Source organism: Lysobacter sp. Soil_C_15 (assembly GCF_057657315.1).
This window is the reverse complement of record NZ_JBDGIR010000009.1, coordinates 81,747-100,011: the sequence shown is the minus strand read 5'-3', so window position 1 is coordinate 100,011 and position 18,265 is coordinate 81,747. Positions and strand designations below refer to the sequence as shown.

The following is an 18,265-nucleotide window of genomic DNA, read 5'->3' as shown; positions in this document are numbered from 1 at the left end:
CCCAAACGCCGCAACCGGCCGGGCATCGCCCGGCCGGTTGCGTTTTCGTCCCGTCCCGATCGAGTGCGGCAACGGCTCATAAGCCACGCCGAAACCGACGCCCTGGCGCCTGCAGCGCCGATTCCCGATTCCCGCTAACCTACTCCCGACTCCCGACTCCCGCATCAAGCCATCGCCTCCGCCGCCGGCGCCGGTGCCTCGCACACCGCCGCGTGCTTGCGCACGAAGCGGCGGCGCGCTTCGTGATAGCTGCGGTCGGGGCCGAAGAAGTTGCGGTACATGTGCGCCAGTTCCTCGGCGCCGTAGCTTTCCAGCGGCTTGCGGCGCTCGTCGGCGGCGCGGTGGCGGCGCTTGAGCGCCACCGCCTTGCGCCACGCGACCGGGTCGGCCGCGCGTTCGGCGCGCTGCTCGACATGCGCGGCGAAGTCGGCGACGCCGGCGCCGAACGCGGCGTCGATCAGGCCGATGCGTTCGGCCTTGGCGCTGCCGAGCGGACGCAACTCCTCGGTGAGCTCCTGGGCCATCGCCTGGCCGACCCGACGCGGCAGCAGGTAAGTCCAGTACTCCGAACCGTACAGCCCGCCCATGCCTTTGTAGTGCGGGTTCATCACCGCGCCGCGGCGCGCCCAGACCTGGTCGGCGGCCAAGGCCAGGATCACCCCGCCGGCGCCGGCGTTGCCCTGCATCGCCGAGATCACCAGGTGCGATTCGGTCAGCACGATCTCGCGCACCAGGGCGTTCATCGCCAGGATGTTGCGCCAGGACTCCAGCGCCGGGTCGGCCGCGGCCTCGATCGCGTTGAGGTGGATGCCGTTGGACCAGATGTCCTGCCCCCCCATCAGCACGATCGCCCGGGTCGGCCGCTGTCGCGCCTGCAGGAACGCCGTGCGCAGACGGTCGCATTGCCCGGTCGACATGGCGCCGTTGTAGAAATCGAAATGCAGGTAGCCGACCGCGCCGATCTCTCGATAGCGGATCTGGCGGTAGGCGCGGTCGCGGCGCGCGGCGACCGAGGTCGCCGGCCGCGGCGGGCGCTGGGCGACGCCGGCCAGGCGGCGTTCGCCGAGCACCTGGGTCGCCGGCAGCTTGATCCCGTCCTTCGCGCGCAGATGGCTCAGCCACAGCGCGCCGTCTGCGGTGCCGACGCAGACCGCGCCTTCGCGCCGGCCGAGCAACTCGCCGGGGCGGCCGCGCAAGCTCGGTTCGATGTGCGCGCCGTAAGCATGGCAACGCATCCCGGCCAGCTCCACCCGCGCGCCGGGCGCGCTGTCGGCGCTGCGGATCCGGTCGTGCAGGCTCGCGGTATCGCCATGCCAGTCGATCTCGCGATCGCTGGCGCGGATCGCCGGACGCAGCCGGCCGCGCACGTCGGCGCGGGCGTAGTCGAGCGGTTGCGGGCGGAACTCGCCGTTCTCGAACCGCTCCACCGCCTGCAGCAGCGCGCGCATCGCCGCGTCGGCGACTTCGTGCCGGTACAACTGGCTCTTGGGCGCCGCGCGCATGGCGAAGCCGGCGCTGGCCCAGATGTCGCCGGCGTCCATATCCTCGGCCGCCTGCAGCACCGTCACGCCCCAGTCCGGTTCGCGCTCGAGGATGGCCCAGTCCAGCGACGACGGACCGCGGTCGCCGACGATGCCGGGATGGACGATCAAGCACACGTGCCGACGCCAGATGTCTTCGGGAATCGCCGACTTGAGCATCGGCGCGACGATCAGCTGCGGCCGCTCCCGCGCCACCGCCGCGCGCATCGTCGCCGCATCGGCGGCGACCTGCACGACGACCTGATGGCCGAGATCGCCAAGCTCGGCCCAGGCGCGTTGCGCCAGGCCGTTGTACGCGGTGCACAGGAACAGGATACGCAACGACATCGCACGCTCCTTGTCACGACGAAGGCTCGAATGTCCGCCAACTCTCGTTCACGATCCTGAGCGCCGATCACAAATCGCGCGCCCTGGCGGATCGGACGCGATGATCGGATCGTTCCGGTCGACGAACGCGATCGCGCCTGCGGCGCAGTGCGCAGCCTGACCGTGCGCGCCGCCATACTTCGTTTGCCGAGCCGCCGCACCTATCGAAACTGACAGTAGCCAAGTCCGGTTTCTCCGGCCGATGCTCGCCGGGCCGACACCGCTTCATCGTCGCGGCGCCCGGGACGCGGCGCCGCGATGGTTCGGACCGCGTCCGGGAACCGGCCGCCACACGGCCCCATCGCCCATGACGGGCAATCAAGGAGAGCAGCGATGTTGAAGCGTGCAAGCAAGCTGTTGGGCATCTGCGCATTCTGTTTCGGCGCGGCGTTTTCGATGAGCGCGTTCGGCGCCGGCGGCTGCCAGTCCTGCTGGGACAATTGCCAGGTCCAGTTCGACCAGTGCATGGACTCCGGCAGCCCGGCCTACGTCTGCCAGACCAACTGGCGCCATTGCGGCCTGTCCTGCGGCTGCGACATCCCCTGAGCCCGACCCGGTGCGGGAGGCCGCGCGCCTCCCCACCGCCGCGCAGCGCCGTGCTGCGGCGCAACGAATCCGCGCTCGGCGACGGCCTCGCGCGAGCGCCGCCGACGCCGCGGCGCGGACAATCGCCGACTGCGTCGCGGATCGTCCTGGCAGCGGTCGCGATTCGGTACGGCGATGCTATAAACGCAAAGCCCGACGACGGGCACAGGGAGCAGGAGCGATGTTCGAGCCAGGATGGATCGCCGACGCCACGGATCGTGCGCGCAATCTCGAATCCACCGTCCCGCATGCCGACCCCGCGACGCCCGCAACGGCGCCGCGCTCCCGCCCCCTGACTCCATCCACCGCCGCGCGCTGCGCCGGCGACTCTTGAGGACAAGGAATGAGCTTCAAGTCGATACTCGGCACCATCGCGATCGTGGTCGTGGCGCTCGCGCTCGGCGTGGGCGCCGGCACCCTGGTCAAACGCACCGGCCTGATCGGCGACGGCGGCAAGGGCGGCGGCGCGATGGTCGAACAAGGCGACTACTCGCAGGTCTATGCCCAGGCCGGCGGCGAGGTGGTGCTGTACTCGCTGTCGACCTGCCCGTTCTGCCACAAGGCCAAGGAACTGCTGCAAAAGCAGAACATCCGCTTCGTCGAACGGGTGATCGACAAGGACGAGGCCGCGCGCAAGGAAGCCGACGGGCTGAAGATCAAGAGCGTGCCGGTGATCTACGTCGGCAACCAGAGCCTGCACGGCTACGACGAGGCCAAGCTGGCCGAGATCCTGGCCGCACACGCCAAGGGCGCCAAGCCGGCGGCCTGAGCCGGCGCATCCCTGCGGGCCGCCGCGGATCCCAGGCGGCCCGCAGCGCGTCGGCGCAATGCGATCGTCGCCGCCGCTGCCCTGATGCACGGATTCCGGACCGGAGCGCGTAGCGCCCGGCGCGCCGCTTACGCCAACCAGCGCAAGCCCATCGCGAAGCCCGCCCCCAGCACCGCGCCGCCGATCACCTCGGCCACGCCGTGCCGGCGCATGCGCAGCCGCGCCCAGCCCAGCAGCGGCAACAGCGCCATCCCGATCGCCGCCGCCGTCGGCGCCAGCGGCCACAGCGCCACCGCCGCGAAGCTCAGGCTTGCCATGTGCAGCGACAACTTGATCCAGCGATTGAACAGGGCGGCAGCGACCAGCATCGCCGCGACGGCGAGTATCCCCTGCCCCAACGGCGCCGCACGTTCGCGCATCCACCACCAGACCAGCGCCAGCACCGGTAGCAGGATCAGATACAGCAGCGGCCGCTCGCTCGGATGCGAAGCGTCGACCGTGCTCCAGCGGCCGCTGCGATGGCGCTGCCAGACGAACAGCCACACCACCGCCACCGCCGCGCCGACCCCGGCCATCGCCGCGGCGAACGCCTGCGGCGCCAGCGCCCGCACGCCCAGCACGGTCAGGGTCAGGAACACCGCGAATGGGTGCAACGCCACCGACACCGCACGCGCCAGCGCGAACGCCGCACCGGCGTCGGTCTCCCCGCGGTCGCCCTCGCGCGGACCCGGCACCGGGCTCACGCCGCGTCCAAGGCCTCGGACAGCCGCTCGACCGCGATCACTTCCATCTCGCCGATGCGGCCGCCGCGCGGCGCGTTGCCCTTGGGCACGATCGCGCGCTTGAAGCCGTGGGTCGCCGCTTCCTTGAGCCGGTCCTCGCCGTTGGGCACCGGCCGGATCTCGCCGGACAGCCCGACCTCGCCGAAGGCCACGGTCTGCTCGGCCAGCGGCTGGTCGCGCAGCGAGGACAGCACCGCCAGCAGCACCGGCAGGTCGGCCGCGGTCTCCTGCACGCGGATGCCGCCGACCACGTTGACGAACACGTCCTGGTCGCCGACCGCGATGCCGCCGTGGCGGTGCAGCACCGCCAGCAACATCGCCAGCCGGTTCTGCTCCATGCCGACCGCGACCCGGCGCGGATTGGACAAGGGCGAGGAATCGACCAGCGCCTGCACTTCGACCAGCAACGGCCGGGTGCCTTCGCGGGTCACCATCACGCAACTGCCGGGCTGCGGCCCGCGGCTGCCGGAAAGGAAGATCGCCGACGGGTTGGGCACTTCGCGCAGGCCCTTGTCGCTCATAGCGAACACGCCCAGCTCGTTGACCGCGCCGAAGCGGTTCTTGAACGCACGCAGCACCCGGAAGCGGCTGCCGCTTTCGCCTTCGAAGTACAGCACCGCGTCGACCATGTGCTCGAGCACGCGCGGGCCGGCGATGCCGCCTTCCTTGGTCACGTGGCCGACCAGGAACACCGAGGTGCCGGTTTCCTTGGCGTAGCGCACCAGCCGCGCCGCGCTCTCGCGCACCTGGCTGACCGAGCCCGGCGCGGCGCCGAGCTGTTCGGTCCACAGGGTCTGCACCGAGTCGGCGACGATCAGCGCCGGCTTCATGCTCGCGGCGTGTTCGAGGATGCGCTCGACGCAGGTTTCGGCCAGCGCGTGCACGCCGTCCAACGGCAGGCCCAGGCGCGCGCCGCGCCCGGCCACCTGCGACAACGATTCCTCGCCGGTCACGTACAGGCCGGGCATGCTCTGGGCCATGCGCACGATCGCCTGCAGCAGCAGGGTCGACTTGCCGATGCCCGGGTCGCCGCCGACCAGCACCACCGCGCCGGGAACCAGGCCGCCGCCGAGCACCCGGTCGAACTCGCCGATGCCGGTGCCGACCCGTTCCTCTTCGCTGTGGCGCACGTCCTTCAGCGCGGTCACCGCCGGCGCGTCGGCGCGGCCGGCCCAGCCGGCGCGGCGCGAGGCGGCGACGCTGGCGGCGGCGCCGGCCTTGGCCGCCGGCTCGACCACGAACTCGCTGAGCGTGTTCCAGGCCCCGCACTCTCCGCATTGGCCCTGCCACTTGCTGTAGTCGGCGCCGCATTCGCCGCAAACATAGGCGGTGCGGGCCTTGGCGGCGGCGGATTTGAGCGGGGTCTTGGACATGGCGGACGGCGAAGATACGGACGAAGCCGCACTTTAGCCGCTGCCGGTCGCAGCGTGCGAGACCGGGACCCGCGGACGCGGCGAAGTCCTACCCGCCGCCGGCGACGCCGCACGCCGGGAGCGGACCGGCGCGGGTCAGGCCGCCATCGGCTGGTTCGGCCGGTGCTGCTCGGGATAGATCGCCTGCAGGTGCTGCTGCGGCATCGCCAGCAGGCCGCTGACGTCGTTGGAGGCGACGATGCTGTAGCCGCGCGCGTCGATGTCGTTGGCGATCGCATGCCAGTCCAGCTTGGGCATGGCCATGCGGGTGTCGATGGTCCAGCCGAAACGCAGCGCGCCGAGCGCCTTCATTTCGTCCAGGGGCAGCCAGCTGTCGGACGGTGCGACCACATAGCCTTCGTCGTCGCCCACTACGAATACGTCTACGCGCATTTTTGTCGGTGCCTTTGCTGTATGCGTTGCAAGCCGGCGCATGGTGTCGATCCGCCCGATAAAAAGGAGTGAAGAAGGAATGGCCAATTGGTGAATCCAGGCAGCCGCCTGAATGATGGATTCCGATTCAATGCAGACATGTGACAAGCCCGGCGGAAGCGTAGTGTGACCGGCGCGGCTCTCACCGGCCGAGACGGCGCAGGCCGCGCGAACGCGGTCTCGCACCTGCAACGGACGATGAACCGGTGCCAGGCGAATCGTCGGCCAAGCGGCCGCGTCCGCCGGACCGGTCGTGCGCGCAGCGCGCCGGGCGGCCCGCTCCGCCCGACGCCGCATGCCTAACGGTGCGCACGCCGCCGCAGCGCATCGCGGCGGCGTGCGCCCGCCCCCTCAATCGATGCAGCTCTCGACCCGGGCGCGGCCGACGTCGAGGAACTCCGCGAGCGCGTCCAGGTGCTCCGGGTGGTCGCGCAAGCGGGTTTCGCGCGGCGCGATCACCACCAGTTCGAAGCGGTTGAGATAGGTGGGGTTCTGCGCCAGCTTGTAGCCCCAGGTAATACCCACGCCGGCCACCTTGCCGGTGCCGGTATCGAGCGCGTACTCGGCGAAGCGGGTGGCGGCCGGACTGTCGAGCACGCCGCCGGCCAGAGCGTCGGCGACCTCGCGCGCCGTGTCGATCAGCCAGCACTCGGTCGCCGCCAAGCGCCGCACCGGCTGACCGGCGTAATGCGGCGAATGCTCGCCGACGAACAGATTCGCCTCGCCGTACAGGCAACGGCCGAGCAACGAGGCACTGGGCTCCGGCTCGCGCTTGTGCACGCTCCAGCGCCCGGCCTGGGCATGCGCGAACAGCGCCAGCGGCGACTGGACCAACTGGATCAAACCGACCGCACTGGAATGCAGCGCCGCACGCGCGTACGCCACCTTGCCGTCGATGCCGTACTCGACCGCGGCCCCGGTCGCGAACACGTTTTCGGGTGCGGCGACGTAGGGATGCAGCTGCAGCTCGAATTTTCCGACACGGTAATTCTGTTCGCGGCCGTAACCGTTCATCGCAACGCTCCTGCACGCCGGAACGCGAACTCGGATTCGTACCCGGACCGTCGGGCGCGAAACTTCGATCCGCGAGATCTCCTCTCGCAAACGTTCCGGCAGCGCTGGCGTGAATCGCGAGCGGTCGCCGCATCGCGGCCGACGCCGCAACTCCCGGCCTTTCCCGCTCGTTGCGCGCCCGAGCGAACGATGTTCATGCAATGCAGCCAAACGGCGCCCCGCAAGCGGCCGGACTTGGGCAGCAGGTCGGATTCGTGCCGGACGCTTGGCCGGTACCGGTATCGGACGGGTACTCGGTGAAGTCGCACTCGACCGGGCTGCCGAGTTCGGCGCCGGCCGTCTGCGCCGTATCGCCATCGCACGCCGACCCGGCAGAAAACCCCGCTGCAAGCGGTGCGGTCGCAGGCGCGCCGGAGTCGGCCGCATCGGCATGCGTCCGCCGCCGTATCGGCGCCGGCCTCGTGCTGGCCAAACAAAAAGGGCCTGCAGTCCTGGCGGATTCTGCAAGCCCTCGGTGTCACTGGTGCCGGAAACAGGAATCGAACCTGCGACCTACGCATTACGAATGCGCCGCTCTACCAACTGAGCTATTCCGGCGGAGTCGGTAATTCTAGGCGGCTGGGGCTTGGGCGGTCAATTCGAGCGACGGCGGAACCGGGCGCATGCGCGCCTGGCGGGCCGGGCCGGTCGCTTCACCTCCGGGCGCCGCCGTTCACCGGGGTAGCGCCTGCGGGACGCTCGGCGGGCGGCTGCGGGTGCGCCGGCGGGGCCTTCGGTTCGATCCTCTCAAACCCCGGCGAGTGGTAACCGCGGGCGGTCTCGCCGGTCAGGGTGCGGCCTTTGCACTCCAGCAAGGTGTTTTCATAGGAGTACTGGGTCTGGATCATGCCGTCGATGGCGTCGCGCTCGCTGCCGCGCCCGGCCCAGCCGATCTGGACCTGGTAGCGGGCATGGCGGCGGCCCGGTTCGACCACTCCGTCGGTAGTCACCACGGTCTGCACGGTGCCGCCGGCCGCGACCGGGCGCGGTCGCGCGTCGGCCTGCGCGCGATCCTCCCGGTTTCGCTGCTGCAGATGGGCCTTGCAGGCGGCGTAGCTGGGAAAGCGTCGGGGCTCCATCGGCGGGCCCGGCATCCAGCCGCTGCCCAGGGCCGACAAGCTGGCCAGCAGCAGGCCGGCGCCGAGCGCGATCGCAGGAACGCGGCGAAACGCCGCGCGAGGGCGCGACCGGGAAAGCAGGCGGTGGCTGGCGGCGTCCATGGCATCGGTATCCTGCGCGGGCGGGCGGCCCGCGCGTTGCCGGCACTGTAGCCCCGTTCGGACGCAGCGGTCGATGTCGGGGACGAACGCCCCGCGTTACGCCACGGTCACAACCCGCAAGGCGACGGCAGCGCCGGGCTGCGCTCTTTCACCCCGTCGATATGCGCCACGTTCCTGGCCCGCAGCGCGGCGACTTTCGCCTCCACCTCGGCGCTGGCCAGGGCCGCGTCCTGCTGGAAGAACACCCAGTCGATGTCCTGCTGGTACTCGCGCAGTTCCGGCGAATCGACCGGCCCCAGCGAGCCGTCCGCGCCCTTGGGCATGAACCACAGGTTGAAGTTGATCGACATGAAGTCTTCCGGGTACACGGCGCTGCTGTGCTCGGAGAACAACTGGCCGTCGACGAAATAGCGGACCTTGTCGCCGGCGATCGTCAGCACCAGGGTGCGCCAGCCGGCGTAGCTGCCCTGCTTGCGGGTGAATTCGTTCACCTTGGTCCACGGCTCGAGCTGGAAGGTTTCCCAGGTCGTGGTCCACATCGCCGGCATGGCGTTTTCGCCCCAGCCGCCGTTGGGCAGGTACTCGAAGTCGGTCTCGCTGTAGTCCTTGTCCATCGGCGCCTTGAGCGGGCTGATGGCGTAGAAGGTCTGGATCACTTCGTCGCCGTCCGGGCCGAAGCTCGGCGCATCGCGGAAGAAGATCCGCGCGGCGTAGGTGCCTTCGCGGTATTTGCGCGCGTGGCAGAACTGGGTGTGGCGAGTCTTCTCGCCGCTGCCGTCGGTGACCGAGCTCATCCTGACCGCGCCCGATTGGGTATCGGGAATGTCGGCGTGGAACGACAGGCCCTGCGCCGACCAGGTCGCGCCCTTGATCCCCGGGTGGCCGGTTTCGGTCCGCACCTTCCAGCCGTTGGCGTGGAACGCGGCGAGGTCGGGGTAGCTGAAATCGTCGAAGAACACCGCTTCCGCCGGCGCCGCAGCGGGCGCGGCCGCGGCCGTGTCCGCCGGCTTGGAGGCCGGCTCGGCCGGAGCGCCGGTGTTCGAATCGCAACCGGCGACGGCGATCGACGCCGCGACGATGCTGGCGAGAAAAGTGCGGTGCAGCCCCATGGTGTCGTCCTTTGGTTGGTGACCGGTCGGTTGCGCTGGGTCGAGCGAAGCAATCTCCCGCACAAAAGACAACGTTGTCAAATAGAGGCGCCAAATGGCCGGGAAGCGGACATTACGGCGGACCCGGCGGGGCCGGCGCTGCAGCGCACCGCCCGTACGGCGGAGCGTCGTGGGCGGCGGCGCCGCGTCGCGAATCTGCGGGCCACCCTCGCCCGTCGCCGGTCCGCGCTACAGATCCCAGGCGTTCCCGGTCAGGATGCGCCCGACCAAGGCGTTGCCGGAAGGCGGCTGCAGACGCAGGGCCTCGCCCTCCACGGCGACGCCGAAGCACTCGTGCGCGGTGAATTCCCGGCGCCGCACGCTGGCGGGCACATCGGTCAGGCACAGCAGCGCGCGGTCGTCGCGCAGCAGCCACTGCAGCGGACGCACGGTGCCGGCCGCGCCGGCGCCGCGCAGCGCGATGCGGCCGTCGCCGTCGGGCAACAGGCGGATCCCGCGCTCCTGCTCCGGCCGGTCACGGTGTCGGACGACCAGGGTGTGGCCGACCAGCCGCGCCCGCAGCCGCCGGGCGGCCTCGCGGGCCGGAGCCGACAATCGCCGCGGGTCGTCGGCCAGCACGCGGCCGTAGACGCCGCCGCCGTCGTTCATGCGCCAGCTCATGCGGTCGCCGGCGAGCCGGACGCTGCGGCAATCGCCCTGCTCGGGCGAGCGTTCTTCCACCCCGATGCACAGGCCGCGCTCGGAGTCGAACGTCCATCGGAACGGGCGCACCGAAGCGCCGGCGATGCGGTCGGTGCTATTGCCGGGGTCCGGCACCAGCATCTGTCCGCGGCCGCGCGGTTCGAAACGGTAGGCGCCGGATTCGGTACCGCTTGGTCTGTCGTCGCCGAGCACCGCTACGACGAAGGTGCGATCGATCAGGGCTTCGACCGCATCCCGGCCGGCGAGCGCGCGCACCGGACGCTGCAGCCAGCGCTGTTCCAGGCGCCAGGCATCGCCGGCCAGCACCTGCCCGGTACCGGCGCGCCCGTCTTCGCCGGTCCAGTTCGCCCGGTCGCCGTCGACCGCGACGACGCGGCAATCGGCCTCGCGGTACGAACGCTCGGGGGCGTGGGTACAGAACCGGCCGTCCGAGCGCGAATACCACTTCAGCGGTCGCGACGGCCCGATCCGATCGCCGTCGCGCGACGCGCTCCAGCCGCTGCCGTCGTAGGCGAAAAAGCTGGCCGTATGCGCTTGCGCGCCGGCGGCTTCGACCAGGGTGTTCTCGGCCAGGGCGTAGACCGGCGAAATCGCCGCGCCGGCGGGGCGCTCGGCGGCGTGCAGCAACGGCACGGCCGCAGCCAACAATGCCGCCATCGGCCGGCGCATCGCGTCGAACATCGGTCCTCTCCCTGGGCCATCGTGGTCGCGCCGCCGGTGCGGCGCCGATCGCGGCATTCTGCCGCCTAGCCGCTGCGTGGGGAAACCCGCCCGGCGATAGGGACTGGGGAAGCGATCGTTTGGCTCTGGCTTTTGCCGATCCCCAATCCCCGATCCCCGCCCTCAGTCCACCAACTGCAGGCGCAATTCCTTGGGCAGGGCGAACACCATGTTCTCCGGCTCGCCGTCGAGCTCGGTCACCCGGTCCGCGCCGAGTTCGTGCAGGCGCTCGATCACTCCGCGCACCAGCACTTCCGGCGCCGAGGCGCCGGCGGTGATGCCGATCCGCTGGCGGCCTTCGACCCACTTGGGATCGATCTCGATCGCGCCGTCGATCAGATGCGCTTCGACCCCGTCGCGCTCGGCCAGCTCGCGCAGGCGGTTGGAGTTGGAGCTGTTCGGCGAACCGACCACCAGCACCAGGTCGCAGCGCTGGGCCAGCTCGCGCACCGCGTCCTGGCGGTTCTGGGTGGCGTAGCAGATGTCGTCCTTCTTCGGTCCCTGCAGCGCCGGGAACTTGGCGCGCAGGGCCTCGATCACGCTACGGGTGTCGTCGACCGACAGCGTGGTCTGGGTGGTGTAGGCCAGGTTCTCCGGCTGGTCGACCACCAGCCGGGCGACGTCGTCGGCGTCCTCGACCAGATAGATCCGGCCCGAGCCGGCCTCGCGCCGCCACTGCCCCATCGTGCCTTCGACTTCCGGATGGCCTTCGTGGCCGATCAGGACCACGTCGCGGCCGGCGCGGCAATGGCGCGAGACTTCCAGATGGACCTTGGTCACCAGCGGGCAGGTCGCGTCGAACACCTTCAGCCCGCGCCGGTCGGCCTCGGCGCGCACCGCCTTGGACACGCCGTGGGCGCTGAAGATCACCGTCGCGCCGTCGGGCACTTCGTCGAGCTCTTCGACGAAGATCGCGCCACGGTGCTTGAGATCGTCGACCACGAAGCGGTTGTGCACCACTTCGTGGCGCACGTAGATCGGCGCGCCCAGGGTCTCGATGGCGCGCTTGACGATTTCGATCGCGCGATCGACGCCGGCGCAGAAGCCGCGGGGGTTGGCGAGGATGACGTCCATGGGGGCGATTGTACTCCTGTCCCGGACTGGCGGCTGCGGGCGGATCGGCGATGAGAAACGAGGAAAAACTCGTTCCTCGCTACTGCTTACTCGTTACTCGCCTTTGTGGGTTTGCTGAACAACCCGTAAGCCGCGATCCCGATCGCGCCGGCGACGATGGCCGAGTCGGCGATGTTGAACGAGGGCCAGTGGTAGTCGCGCCAGTACCACTGGATGAAGTCGACCACGTGGCCGTGCATCAGCCGGTCGATCACGTTGCCGATCGCGCCGCCGATCACCAGGGCGTACGGCAGCGCGGTCTTCCAGTCGCCGCGGCGGGTGCGCGACAGCCAGAACCCGAGCAGGCCGCTGATCGCCACCGCCAGGACCAGGAAGAAGTACTTCTGCCAGCCGCCGGCGTCGCTGAGGAAGCTGAAGGCCGCGCCGGTGTTGTAGCTGCGGTACCAGTTCCAGAAACCGTCGATCACCGGCACCGCGGTGTACTCGGGCAGCGAAGCCAGCACCCAGGCCTTGCTCCACTGGTCGAGGGCGATGACCACGATCGAGACGATCAGCCACGGCAGCGCGCTCTTGTCGGGTCGGTGGGCGGTGTCGGTCATCGGTTCGGGAATCCGCAAAAAACTAATGAAAGGGTGGAACTCGCAAGCGAGCGTGAAAAGCTGCTGCTGCTGCTGCTGCGGCGGCGGCGACGGCAGCGGCGCCCGTCGCCGGGCGCGCGCGGGCCGGGGTCAGAACCAGCGACGGTCCTCGCCCTCGCCCGCCACGTTGCTGACGCAGCGGCCGCACAGCTCCGGATGCGCCGCGTCGGCGCCGACGTCGGCGCGGTAATGCCAGCAGCGCACGCACTTGCTCTTGGCGGTCGGCGCGGCGAGCACGGCGATGTCCTTGATGCCGTCGTCGGCGACCACTTCGACGTCGCCGCTGATGAACAGGAAGCGCAGTTCCTCGGCCAGCGGCGCCAGCCAGTTCTGGTCGGCGACGCCGCAACGCAGCGAGATCTCGGCCTCGAGCGCGGCGCCGATCTCGCCGGCGGCGCGCATCGGCTCCAGCACCTTGGCCACGCCTTCGCGCAGCGCCAGCAGGCGCTCGAAATCCTCGGCCGACAAGGGCGCGTCGGCCGGCAGCAGGGCCAGGCCGTCGTACCAGGTCGCGAACAGCACGTTGCCGGCGCGCGCGCCGCGCTCGGTGGTCGCCGGCAGGTGGCGCCACATCTCGTCGGCGGTGAAGGCCAGGATCGGCGCGATCCAGCGCACGAAGGCCTCGGCGATGCGGTACATCGCGCTCTGCGCCGAGCGTCGGCCGCGCGAGTCCTCGCGCATCGTGTACAGCCGGTCCTTGGTCACGTCCAGGTACAGCGAGCCCAGGTCGACGCTGCAGAAATTCGACAGCAGCTGCACGATCTCGGCGAAGTCGTAGCGCTCGTAGGCCGAGGCGATGCGGTCCTGCAGCTCGGCGGCGCGATGGACGATGTAGCGGTCCAGCGCGACCATGTCCTCCAGCGCGACCAGATCCCGCGCCGGGTCGAAGCCGTTGAGATTGCCGAGCAGGAAGCGCGCGGTGTTGCGGATCCGGCGGTAGACGTCGCCGTTCTGCTTGAGGATCTTGTCCGACACCGACATCTCGCCGCTGAAGTCGGTCGCCGCGACCCACAGGCGCAGCACGTCGGCGCCCATCGCGTCGATCACCTTCTGCGGCACGACCACGTTGCCCAGCGACTTGGACATCTTCTTGCCGTGCTCGTCGACGGCGAAGCCGTGGGTCAGCACCTGCCGGTACGGCGCCGCGCCGTCCATCGCCACGCCGCTGAGCAGCGCGCTGTGGAACCAGCCGCGGTGCTGGTCGGAGCCTTCCAGGTACAGGTCGGCCGGCTTGCGCAGGCCGTCCTGCGGCCGCTGCGCCAGCACGCATTCGTGGCTGGTGCCCGAATCGAACCAGACGTCGAGGATGTCGGTGACCTTCTCGTAGTCGCCGGCCTCGTCGCCGAGCAGTTGTTCGGCGGTCATCGCATACCAGGCGTCGACGCCTTCGCGCTCCACCGCGTCGGCGACCTGGCGCATGATCTCGACCGTGCGCGGATGCGGCTGGCCGCTCTCGCGATGGAAGAACAGCGCGATCGGCACGCCCCAGTAGCGCTGGCGCGAGATGGTCCAGTCCGGCCGGCCCTCGATCATGTTGTAGATGCGCGCCTCGCCCCAGCCCGGGATCCAGGTCACCCCCGGGATCGCCGCCAGCGCGTCGCCGCGCAGGCCGGCCTGCTCCATCGAGATGAACCATTGCGGGGTGGCGCGGAACACGACCGGCGTCTTGTGCCGCCAGCAATGCGGATAGCTGTGCTTGAGCCGGCCGGTGGCGAGCAGGGCGCCGCGCTCGCGCAGGATCTCCAGCAACAGCGCATCGCTCTTGAAGATGTGCTGGCCGGCGAGGACGTGCTCGCCGACGCCCGGCGTCGACGGCAGGTACTTGCCGCGGCCGTCGACCGGATTGATCTGGGCCGCGCTGTAGCGCTCGATCAGGCCGTACTTCAGCGACACCGCATAGTCTTCCTGGCCGTGGCCGGGCGCGGTGTGCACCGCGCCGGTGCCGGCGTCGGTGGTGACGTGGTCGCCGAGCAGCACCGGGATCTCGCGATCGGCATAGAACGGATGCTGCAGGCGCAGGCCGTCGAAGGCCTCGCCCTTGTGCGAGGACCAGTCGCGGGTCTCGACGCTGTGGCCCTGCTTGAGCGCTTCCGGCGCGGTGATCGCGGCGAGCACGCCGCCGATCAGCTCGCTGGCGATCAGCAGGTACTCCGGACGCTGCGCCGGCTCCTTGAACAAGCCCGCTTCGCTGGGCTCGATCCGGACCAGCGAGTACTCGACCTGCGGCCCCATCGACACCGCCAGGCTGGCCGGCAGGGTCCACGGCGTGGTGGTCCAGATCGGCACCGACAGCGGCGCGCCGTCGTCCTGCAGCCCGAACACCTCGAACACGCGCTTGCGGTCGAGCACCGGATAGCGCACGTAGATCTGGGTCGATTCCTTGTCCTGGTACTCGATCTCGGCCTCGGCCAGGGCCGAGCCGCAGTCGAAGCACCAGTGCACCGGCTTGGAGCCGCGCACCAGGTGGCCGCGTTCGACGATCTTGGCCAGCGAACGCACGATGTCCGCCTCGTAGCGGAAATCCATGGTCCGGTAGGGGTTGTCCCAGTCGCCGATCACGCCCAGGCGCTTGAAGTCGCGGCGCTGCAGCTCGATCTGGCTGGCGGCGTACTCGCGGCACTTGGCCCGGAACTGGGCCGCGTCGAGCTTGTCGCCGACCTTGCCGAACTCCTTCTCGACCTTGGTCTCGATCGGCAGGCCGTGGCAGTCCCAGCCCGGCACGTAGGGCGCGTCGAAGCCGGCCAGCAGCTTGGACTTGACCACGATGTCCTTGAGCACCTTGTTGACTGCGTGGCCGATGTGGATCTCGCCGTTGGCGTACGGCGGGCCGTCGTGCAGGACGAAGCTGCGCTCGCGATCCTTGACCTGCTCGCGAATCCGCTGGTACAGGCCCTCGCTCTCCCAGCGCGCCAGGGTCTCCGGCTCGCGCTTGGGCAGGTCGCCGCGCATCGGGAACTCGGTCGCCGGCAGCAGCAGGGTCGCCTTGTACGCATTGGCGGGGGCGGATTGGTTCGGATCGTTGGTCACAGCGGGTCTCAGGCAGTAGGGGTCGCGGCCGCGCGCGCGGCCGGCGCGGACGCGCCGACGCGCGGAGCGTCCAGTCGCAACAGCGCGCGGGCCTGTTCGGCGTCGCGGTGCATTTGCTCGGTCAGGGACGACAGATCGGGGAACTTCAGTTCGGGCCGCAGATGGGCGACGAATTCGACCTCGATCCTGCGACCGTACAGGTCGCCGTCGAAATCGAACAGATGCGCTTCCAGCAAAGGTTCGACCCCGGCCACGGTCGGGCGGGTGCCCAGGCTAGCCACCGAGGCCCGCGGACGCTCGCCGACGCCGTGCACCCAGGTCGCGTAGATGCCCGACAGGGCCGGCGTCTTGCCGGCGAAGCGCAGGTTGGCGGTGGGAAAGCCCAGGGTGCGGCCGAGCTGCTGGCCGCGCACCACCCTGCCGCCGATCGCGTACGGGCGGCCCAGCCAGCGCGCCGCGGCGGCGAAATCGCCGGCCAGCAGCGCTTCGCGGATGCGGGTGCTGGACACGCGCTCGCCGTCGAGCAGCACCGGCTCGATCTCGTGCGCGCCAAAACCGCCCGCCTCGCCCATCCGCCGCAGCAAAGCGATGTCGCCGCCGCGGGCCTTGCCGAAACGGAACTCCGGGCCGACCCAGACTTCGCGCGCGCCCAGGCGCTGGACCAGCACCCGGCGCACGAAATCCTCGGCGCTCAGGCCGCTGAGCGCGCGGCCGAAGCGCAGCAGGCCGGCCTGGTCGACGCCGAGCCGCAACAGCCCTTCGGCCTTGGCGCGCGGCAACAACAGCCGCGGCGGCGGCGCGGCCGGGGCGAAGTACTCGCGCGGCAGCGGCTCGAAGCTCAGCGCGACCGCTTCCAGGCCCAGCGCCTGCGCGCGCGCGATCGTGTGGCGCACCAGCGCGCGATGCCCGAGATGCAGGCCATCGAAGGCGCCGATGCAGACCACACTGCCGTGCGGGCAACGCAGCCCGCCTTCGACGTCACGAAACAGCCTGCTCATTGGATCTGGCGTGGGGACCCGGACCGGCCGGGTTCAGCTCGAAGGATGAACCCTGAAGTATAGCCGCCGGCCGCGACTCTCAACGGTACGGACTGCGGCGGCACGCGCGGGCTCAATGCCCGCGCAGATCGCGCGGCCGGATGCCCTGCAGCCACAGCGCGGCGGCGTAGGCCGCGCCGCCGGCGCCGACCACCACCGCCAGCTTCCAGGCCCGCTCCCACCACGGCCAACCGGTCCAGCCGGTCCACACCCACAGCAGGGCCAGCACCACCGCGCTCAGCGCCAGGCTGGCCACCGCGATCTGGCGCAGGAACCGGCCCCAGCCGGGCTGGCGCCGGTAGACCCGGGCGCGGCGCAGATACCAGGCCAGCTGCAGCGCGTTGACCCAGCCGGCGATCGCGATCGCCGCGGCCAGGCCGGCGTGCGCGCCGGGCACCCGGCCCAGCGCCTGGGTCAGGCTCGCCCCGGACGCCAACGCGGCGCGGCCGGCGTCGGTGCAATACACCGCCGCCAGCAGCAGGCCGACCGTGCTCAGCAGGTTCACCGCCACCGACACCACCGCGGCCTTGACCGGGGTCTTGGTGTCCTGGCGCGAATAGAACGCCGGCGCCAGCACCTTGACCAGCAGGAACGCCGGCACCGCCAGCGACTGCGCCATCAGGCTGAGCCGGATCATCGCGGTGTCGTCGGCGTTGAGCCGGCCGTACTGGAACAAGGCCGCGATCAGCGCCTCCGCGCACAGCACCAGGCCCAGGCAGGCCGGCACGCCGATCAGCAGGCACAGGCGGAAACCCCAGTCCAGGCCCTTGGAATAGCCGTCGCTGTCGGTCGCGGCATGGCGCTTGGACAGATGCGGCAGGATCACCGTGCCGATCGCGACCCCGAACATGCCCAGCGGGAATTCCAGCAGGCGGTCGGTCAGGTACAGCCAGGTCACGCTGCCGGCGATCAGGAACGAAGCCATCGCGGTGTTCAGCAGCAGGTTGAGCTGGGCCACCGACGAGCCGAACAGGGTCGGCACCATCAGCCGCATGATCTTGCGCACCCCGGCATGCGCCCCGCCCCAGCGCGGCCGCGGCAGCAGCCCCAGCTTGGCCAGCGCGGGCAACTGGAAGCCCAGTTGCAGCACGCCGGCGACGAACACGCCCCAGGCCAGGGCCAGCACCGGCTCGATCCCCAGCGGCGGCATGACCGTGCTGGCGCAGACCGCGGCGGCGATCATCGACAGGTTCAGCAGCACCGGCGACAGGGCCGGGATGGCGAACTTCTCGTAACTGTTCAGCACCCCGCCGACCAGCGAGGCCAGGGAGATGAACAAGGCGTAGGGAAAGGTGATCTGCAACATCCGGGTGGCCAGGCGGTACTGCTCGCCGCCGGGCTCGAAGCCGGGCGCGAACACCGCCATGACCCAGGGCGCGGCCAGGATCACCACCGCGGTCAGCACCAGCAGGGCCGCCGCCAGGGTGCCGGTAACCCGGTCGACCAGTTCCTTGACCGCGGCCTGGTCGTGCTGCTGCCTGTACTCGGCCAGGACCGGCACGAAGGCCATCGAGAACGAGCCCTCGGCCGACAGCCGGCGCATGAAGTTCGGGATCCTGAACGCGACGAAGAACGCGTCCATCGCCGGGCTGGCGCCGAACTGCCAGGCGTAGACCTGGTCGCGGACCAGGCCGGAAACCCGGGAAATGAAGGTCATCGCGCTGAACACGATCGACGAGCGCAGCAGCCCCCCGCCCCGGCTCATCGGCGGCCTCCGGCGGAGTTGACGCAACCCACTGAATCGGCCATACTTTTGGGTCTGATTTTCCGCAACTGCGAATTCAACCGTAGTTCCTCG

General features: G+C 70.4%; 15 protein-coding genes and 1 tRNA gene. 2 read left to right on the top strand and 14 right to left on the bottom strand.

Annotated elements, in window-relative coordinates:
- Positions 1-164: 164 nt before the first annotated feature.
- Positions 165-1,868: a hydrogenase maturation protein gene (locus tag AC3A57_RS19190; RefSeq protein ID WP_487580372.1), complete on the bottom strand. Its 1,704-nt coding sequence runs from the start codon at positions 1,866-1,868 to the stop codon at positions 165-167.
- 372 nt (positions 1,869-2,240) lie between these two features.
- On the opposite strand from AC3A57_RS19190, the gene AC3A57_RS19185 reads away from it, so the two are divergent.
- The gene (locus tag AC3A57_RS19185; RefSeq protein ID WP_064750140.1) at positions 2,241-2,453 is read left to right on the top strand and encodes a hypothetical protein; all 213 of its coding nucleotides are present in this window, start codon (positions 2,241-2,243) and stop codon (positions 2,451-2,453) included.
- A gap of 382 nt (positions 2,454-2,835) precedes the next feature.
- On the top strand, positions 2,836-3,261 hold the full coding sequence (locus AC3A57_RS19180; RefSeq protein WP_221673178.1) for a glutaredoxin family protein: 426 nt from the start codon (positions 2,836-2,838) through the stop codon (positions 3,259-3,261).
- A 128-nt stretch (positions 3,262-3,389) separates the two neighbouring features.
- Here the strand turns inward: AC3A57_RS19180 and AC3A57_RS19175 are convergent, their stop codons facing one another.
- The 13 genes from AC3A57_RS19175 to murJ form a co-directional block, all read right to left on the bottom strand.
- Positions 3,390-4,004 (bottom strand): hypothetical protein, encoded by a 615-nt coding sequence (locus tag AC3A57_RS19175; RefSeq protein ID WP_487580371.1) that lies wholly within the window; start codon positions 4,002-4,004, stop codon positions 3,390-3,392.
- Positions 4,001-5,416 carry a DNA repair protein RadA gene (gene radA, locus AC3A57_RS19170; RefSeq protein WP_221673180.1) on the bottom strand — a complete coding sequence of 472 codons (1,416 nt, stop codon included), beginning with the start codon at positions 5,414-5,416 and terminating at the stop codon, positions 4,001-4,003. Before radA ends, AC3A57_RS19175 begins: the two co-directional genes overlap by 4 nt.
- Before the next feature lie 135 nt (positions 5,417-5,551).
- Positions 5,552-5,848: a hypothetical protein gene (locus AC3A57_RS19165; protein ID WP_141233643.1), complete on the bottom strand. Its 297-nt coding sequence runs from the start codon at positions 5,846-5,848 to the stop codon at positions 5,552-5,554.
- 390 nt (positions 5,849-6,238) lie between these two features.
- On the bottom strand, positions 6,239-6,901 hold the full coding sequence (locus AC3A57_RS19160; RefSeq protein ID WP_487580370.1) for a hypothetical protein: 663 nt from the start codon (positions 6,899-6,901) through the stop codon (positions 6,239-6,241).
- 521 nt (positions 6,902-7,422) lie between these two features.
- Positions 7,423-7,498 (bottom strand) — tRNA-Thr (locus AC3A57_RS19155).
- Between the two features lie 95 nt (positions 7,499-7,593).
- Complete coding sequence (locus AC3A57_RS19150) at positions 7,594-8,160, bottom strand: hypothetical protein (RefSeq protein ID WP_487580369.1); 567 nt, start codon at positions 8,158-8,160, stop codon at positions 7,594-7,596.
- 107 nt (positions 8,161-8,267) lie between these two features.
- Positions 8,268-9,269: a glycoside hydrolase family 16 protein gene (locus AC3A57_RS19145; RefSeq protein ID WP_487580368.1), complete on the bottom strand. Its 1,002-nt coding sequence runs from the start codon at positions 9,267-9,269 to the stop codon at positions 8,268-8,270.
- Positions 9,270-9,497: 228 nt separating this feature from the next.
- A complete protein-coding gene (locus tag AC3A57_RS19140) occupies positions 9,498-10,652 on the bottom strand; it encodes a hypothetical protein (RefSeq protein WP_487580367.1) in 1,155 nt (384 codons plus the stop codon).
- 162 nt (positions 10,653-10,814) lie between these two features.
- Positions 10,815-11,765 carry a 4-hydroxy-3-methylbut-2-enyl diphosphate reductase gene (gene ispH / locus AC3A57_RS19135; protein WP_487580366.1) on the bottom strand — a complete coding sequence of 317 codons (951 nt, stop codon included), beginning with the start codon at positions 11,763-11,765 and terminating at the stop codon, positions 10,815-10,817.
- Between the two features lie 86 nt (positions 11,766-11,851).
- A complete protein-coding gene (gene lspA / locus AC3A57_RS19130; protein ID WP_487580365.1) occupies positions 11,852-12,364 on the bottom strand; it encodes a signal peptidase II in 513 nt (170 codons plus the stop codon).
- Between the two features lie 129 nt (positions 12,365-12,493).
- Positions 12,494-15,352 carry an isoleucine--tRNA ligase gene (gene ileS / locus AC3A57_RS19125; RefSeq protein WP_487580441.1) on the bottom strand — a complete coding sequence of 953 codons (2,859 nt, stop codon included), beginning with the start codon at positions 15,350-15,352 and terminating at the stop codon, positions 12,494-12,496.
- An 86-nt stretch (positions 15,353-15,438) separates the two neighbouring features.
- Complete coding sequence (locus tag AC3A57_RS19120) at positions 15,439-16,428, bottom strand: bifunctional riboflavin kinase/FAD synthetase (RefSeq protein ID WP_487580364.1); 990 nt, start codon at positions 16,426-16,428, stop codon at positions 15,439-15,441.
- A 112-nt stretch (positions 16,429-16,540) separates the two neighbouring features.
- Positions 16,541-18,172: a murein biosynthesis integral membrane protein MurJ gene (gene murJ, locus AC3A57_RS19115; RefSeq protein ID WP_487580363.1), complete on the bottom strand. Its 1,632-nt coding sequence runs from the start codon at positions 18,170-18,172 to the stop codon at positions 16,541-16,543.
- Positions 18,173-18,265: the final 93 nt, after the last annotated feature.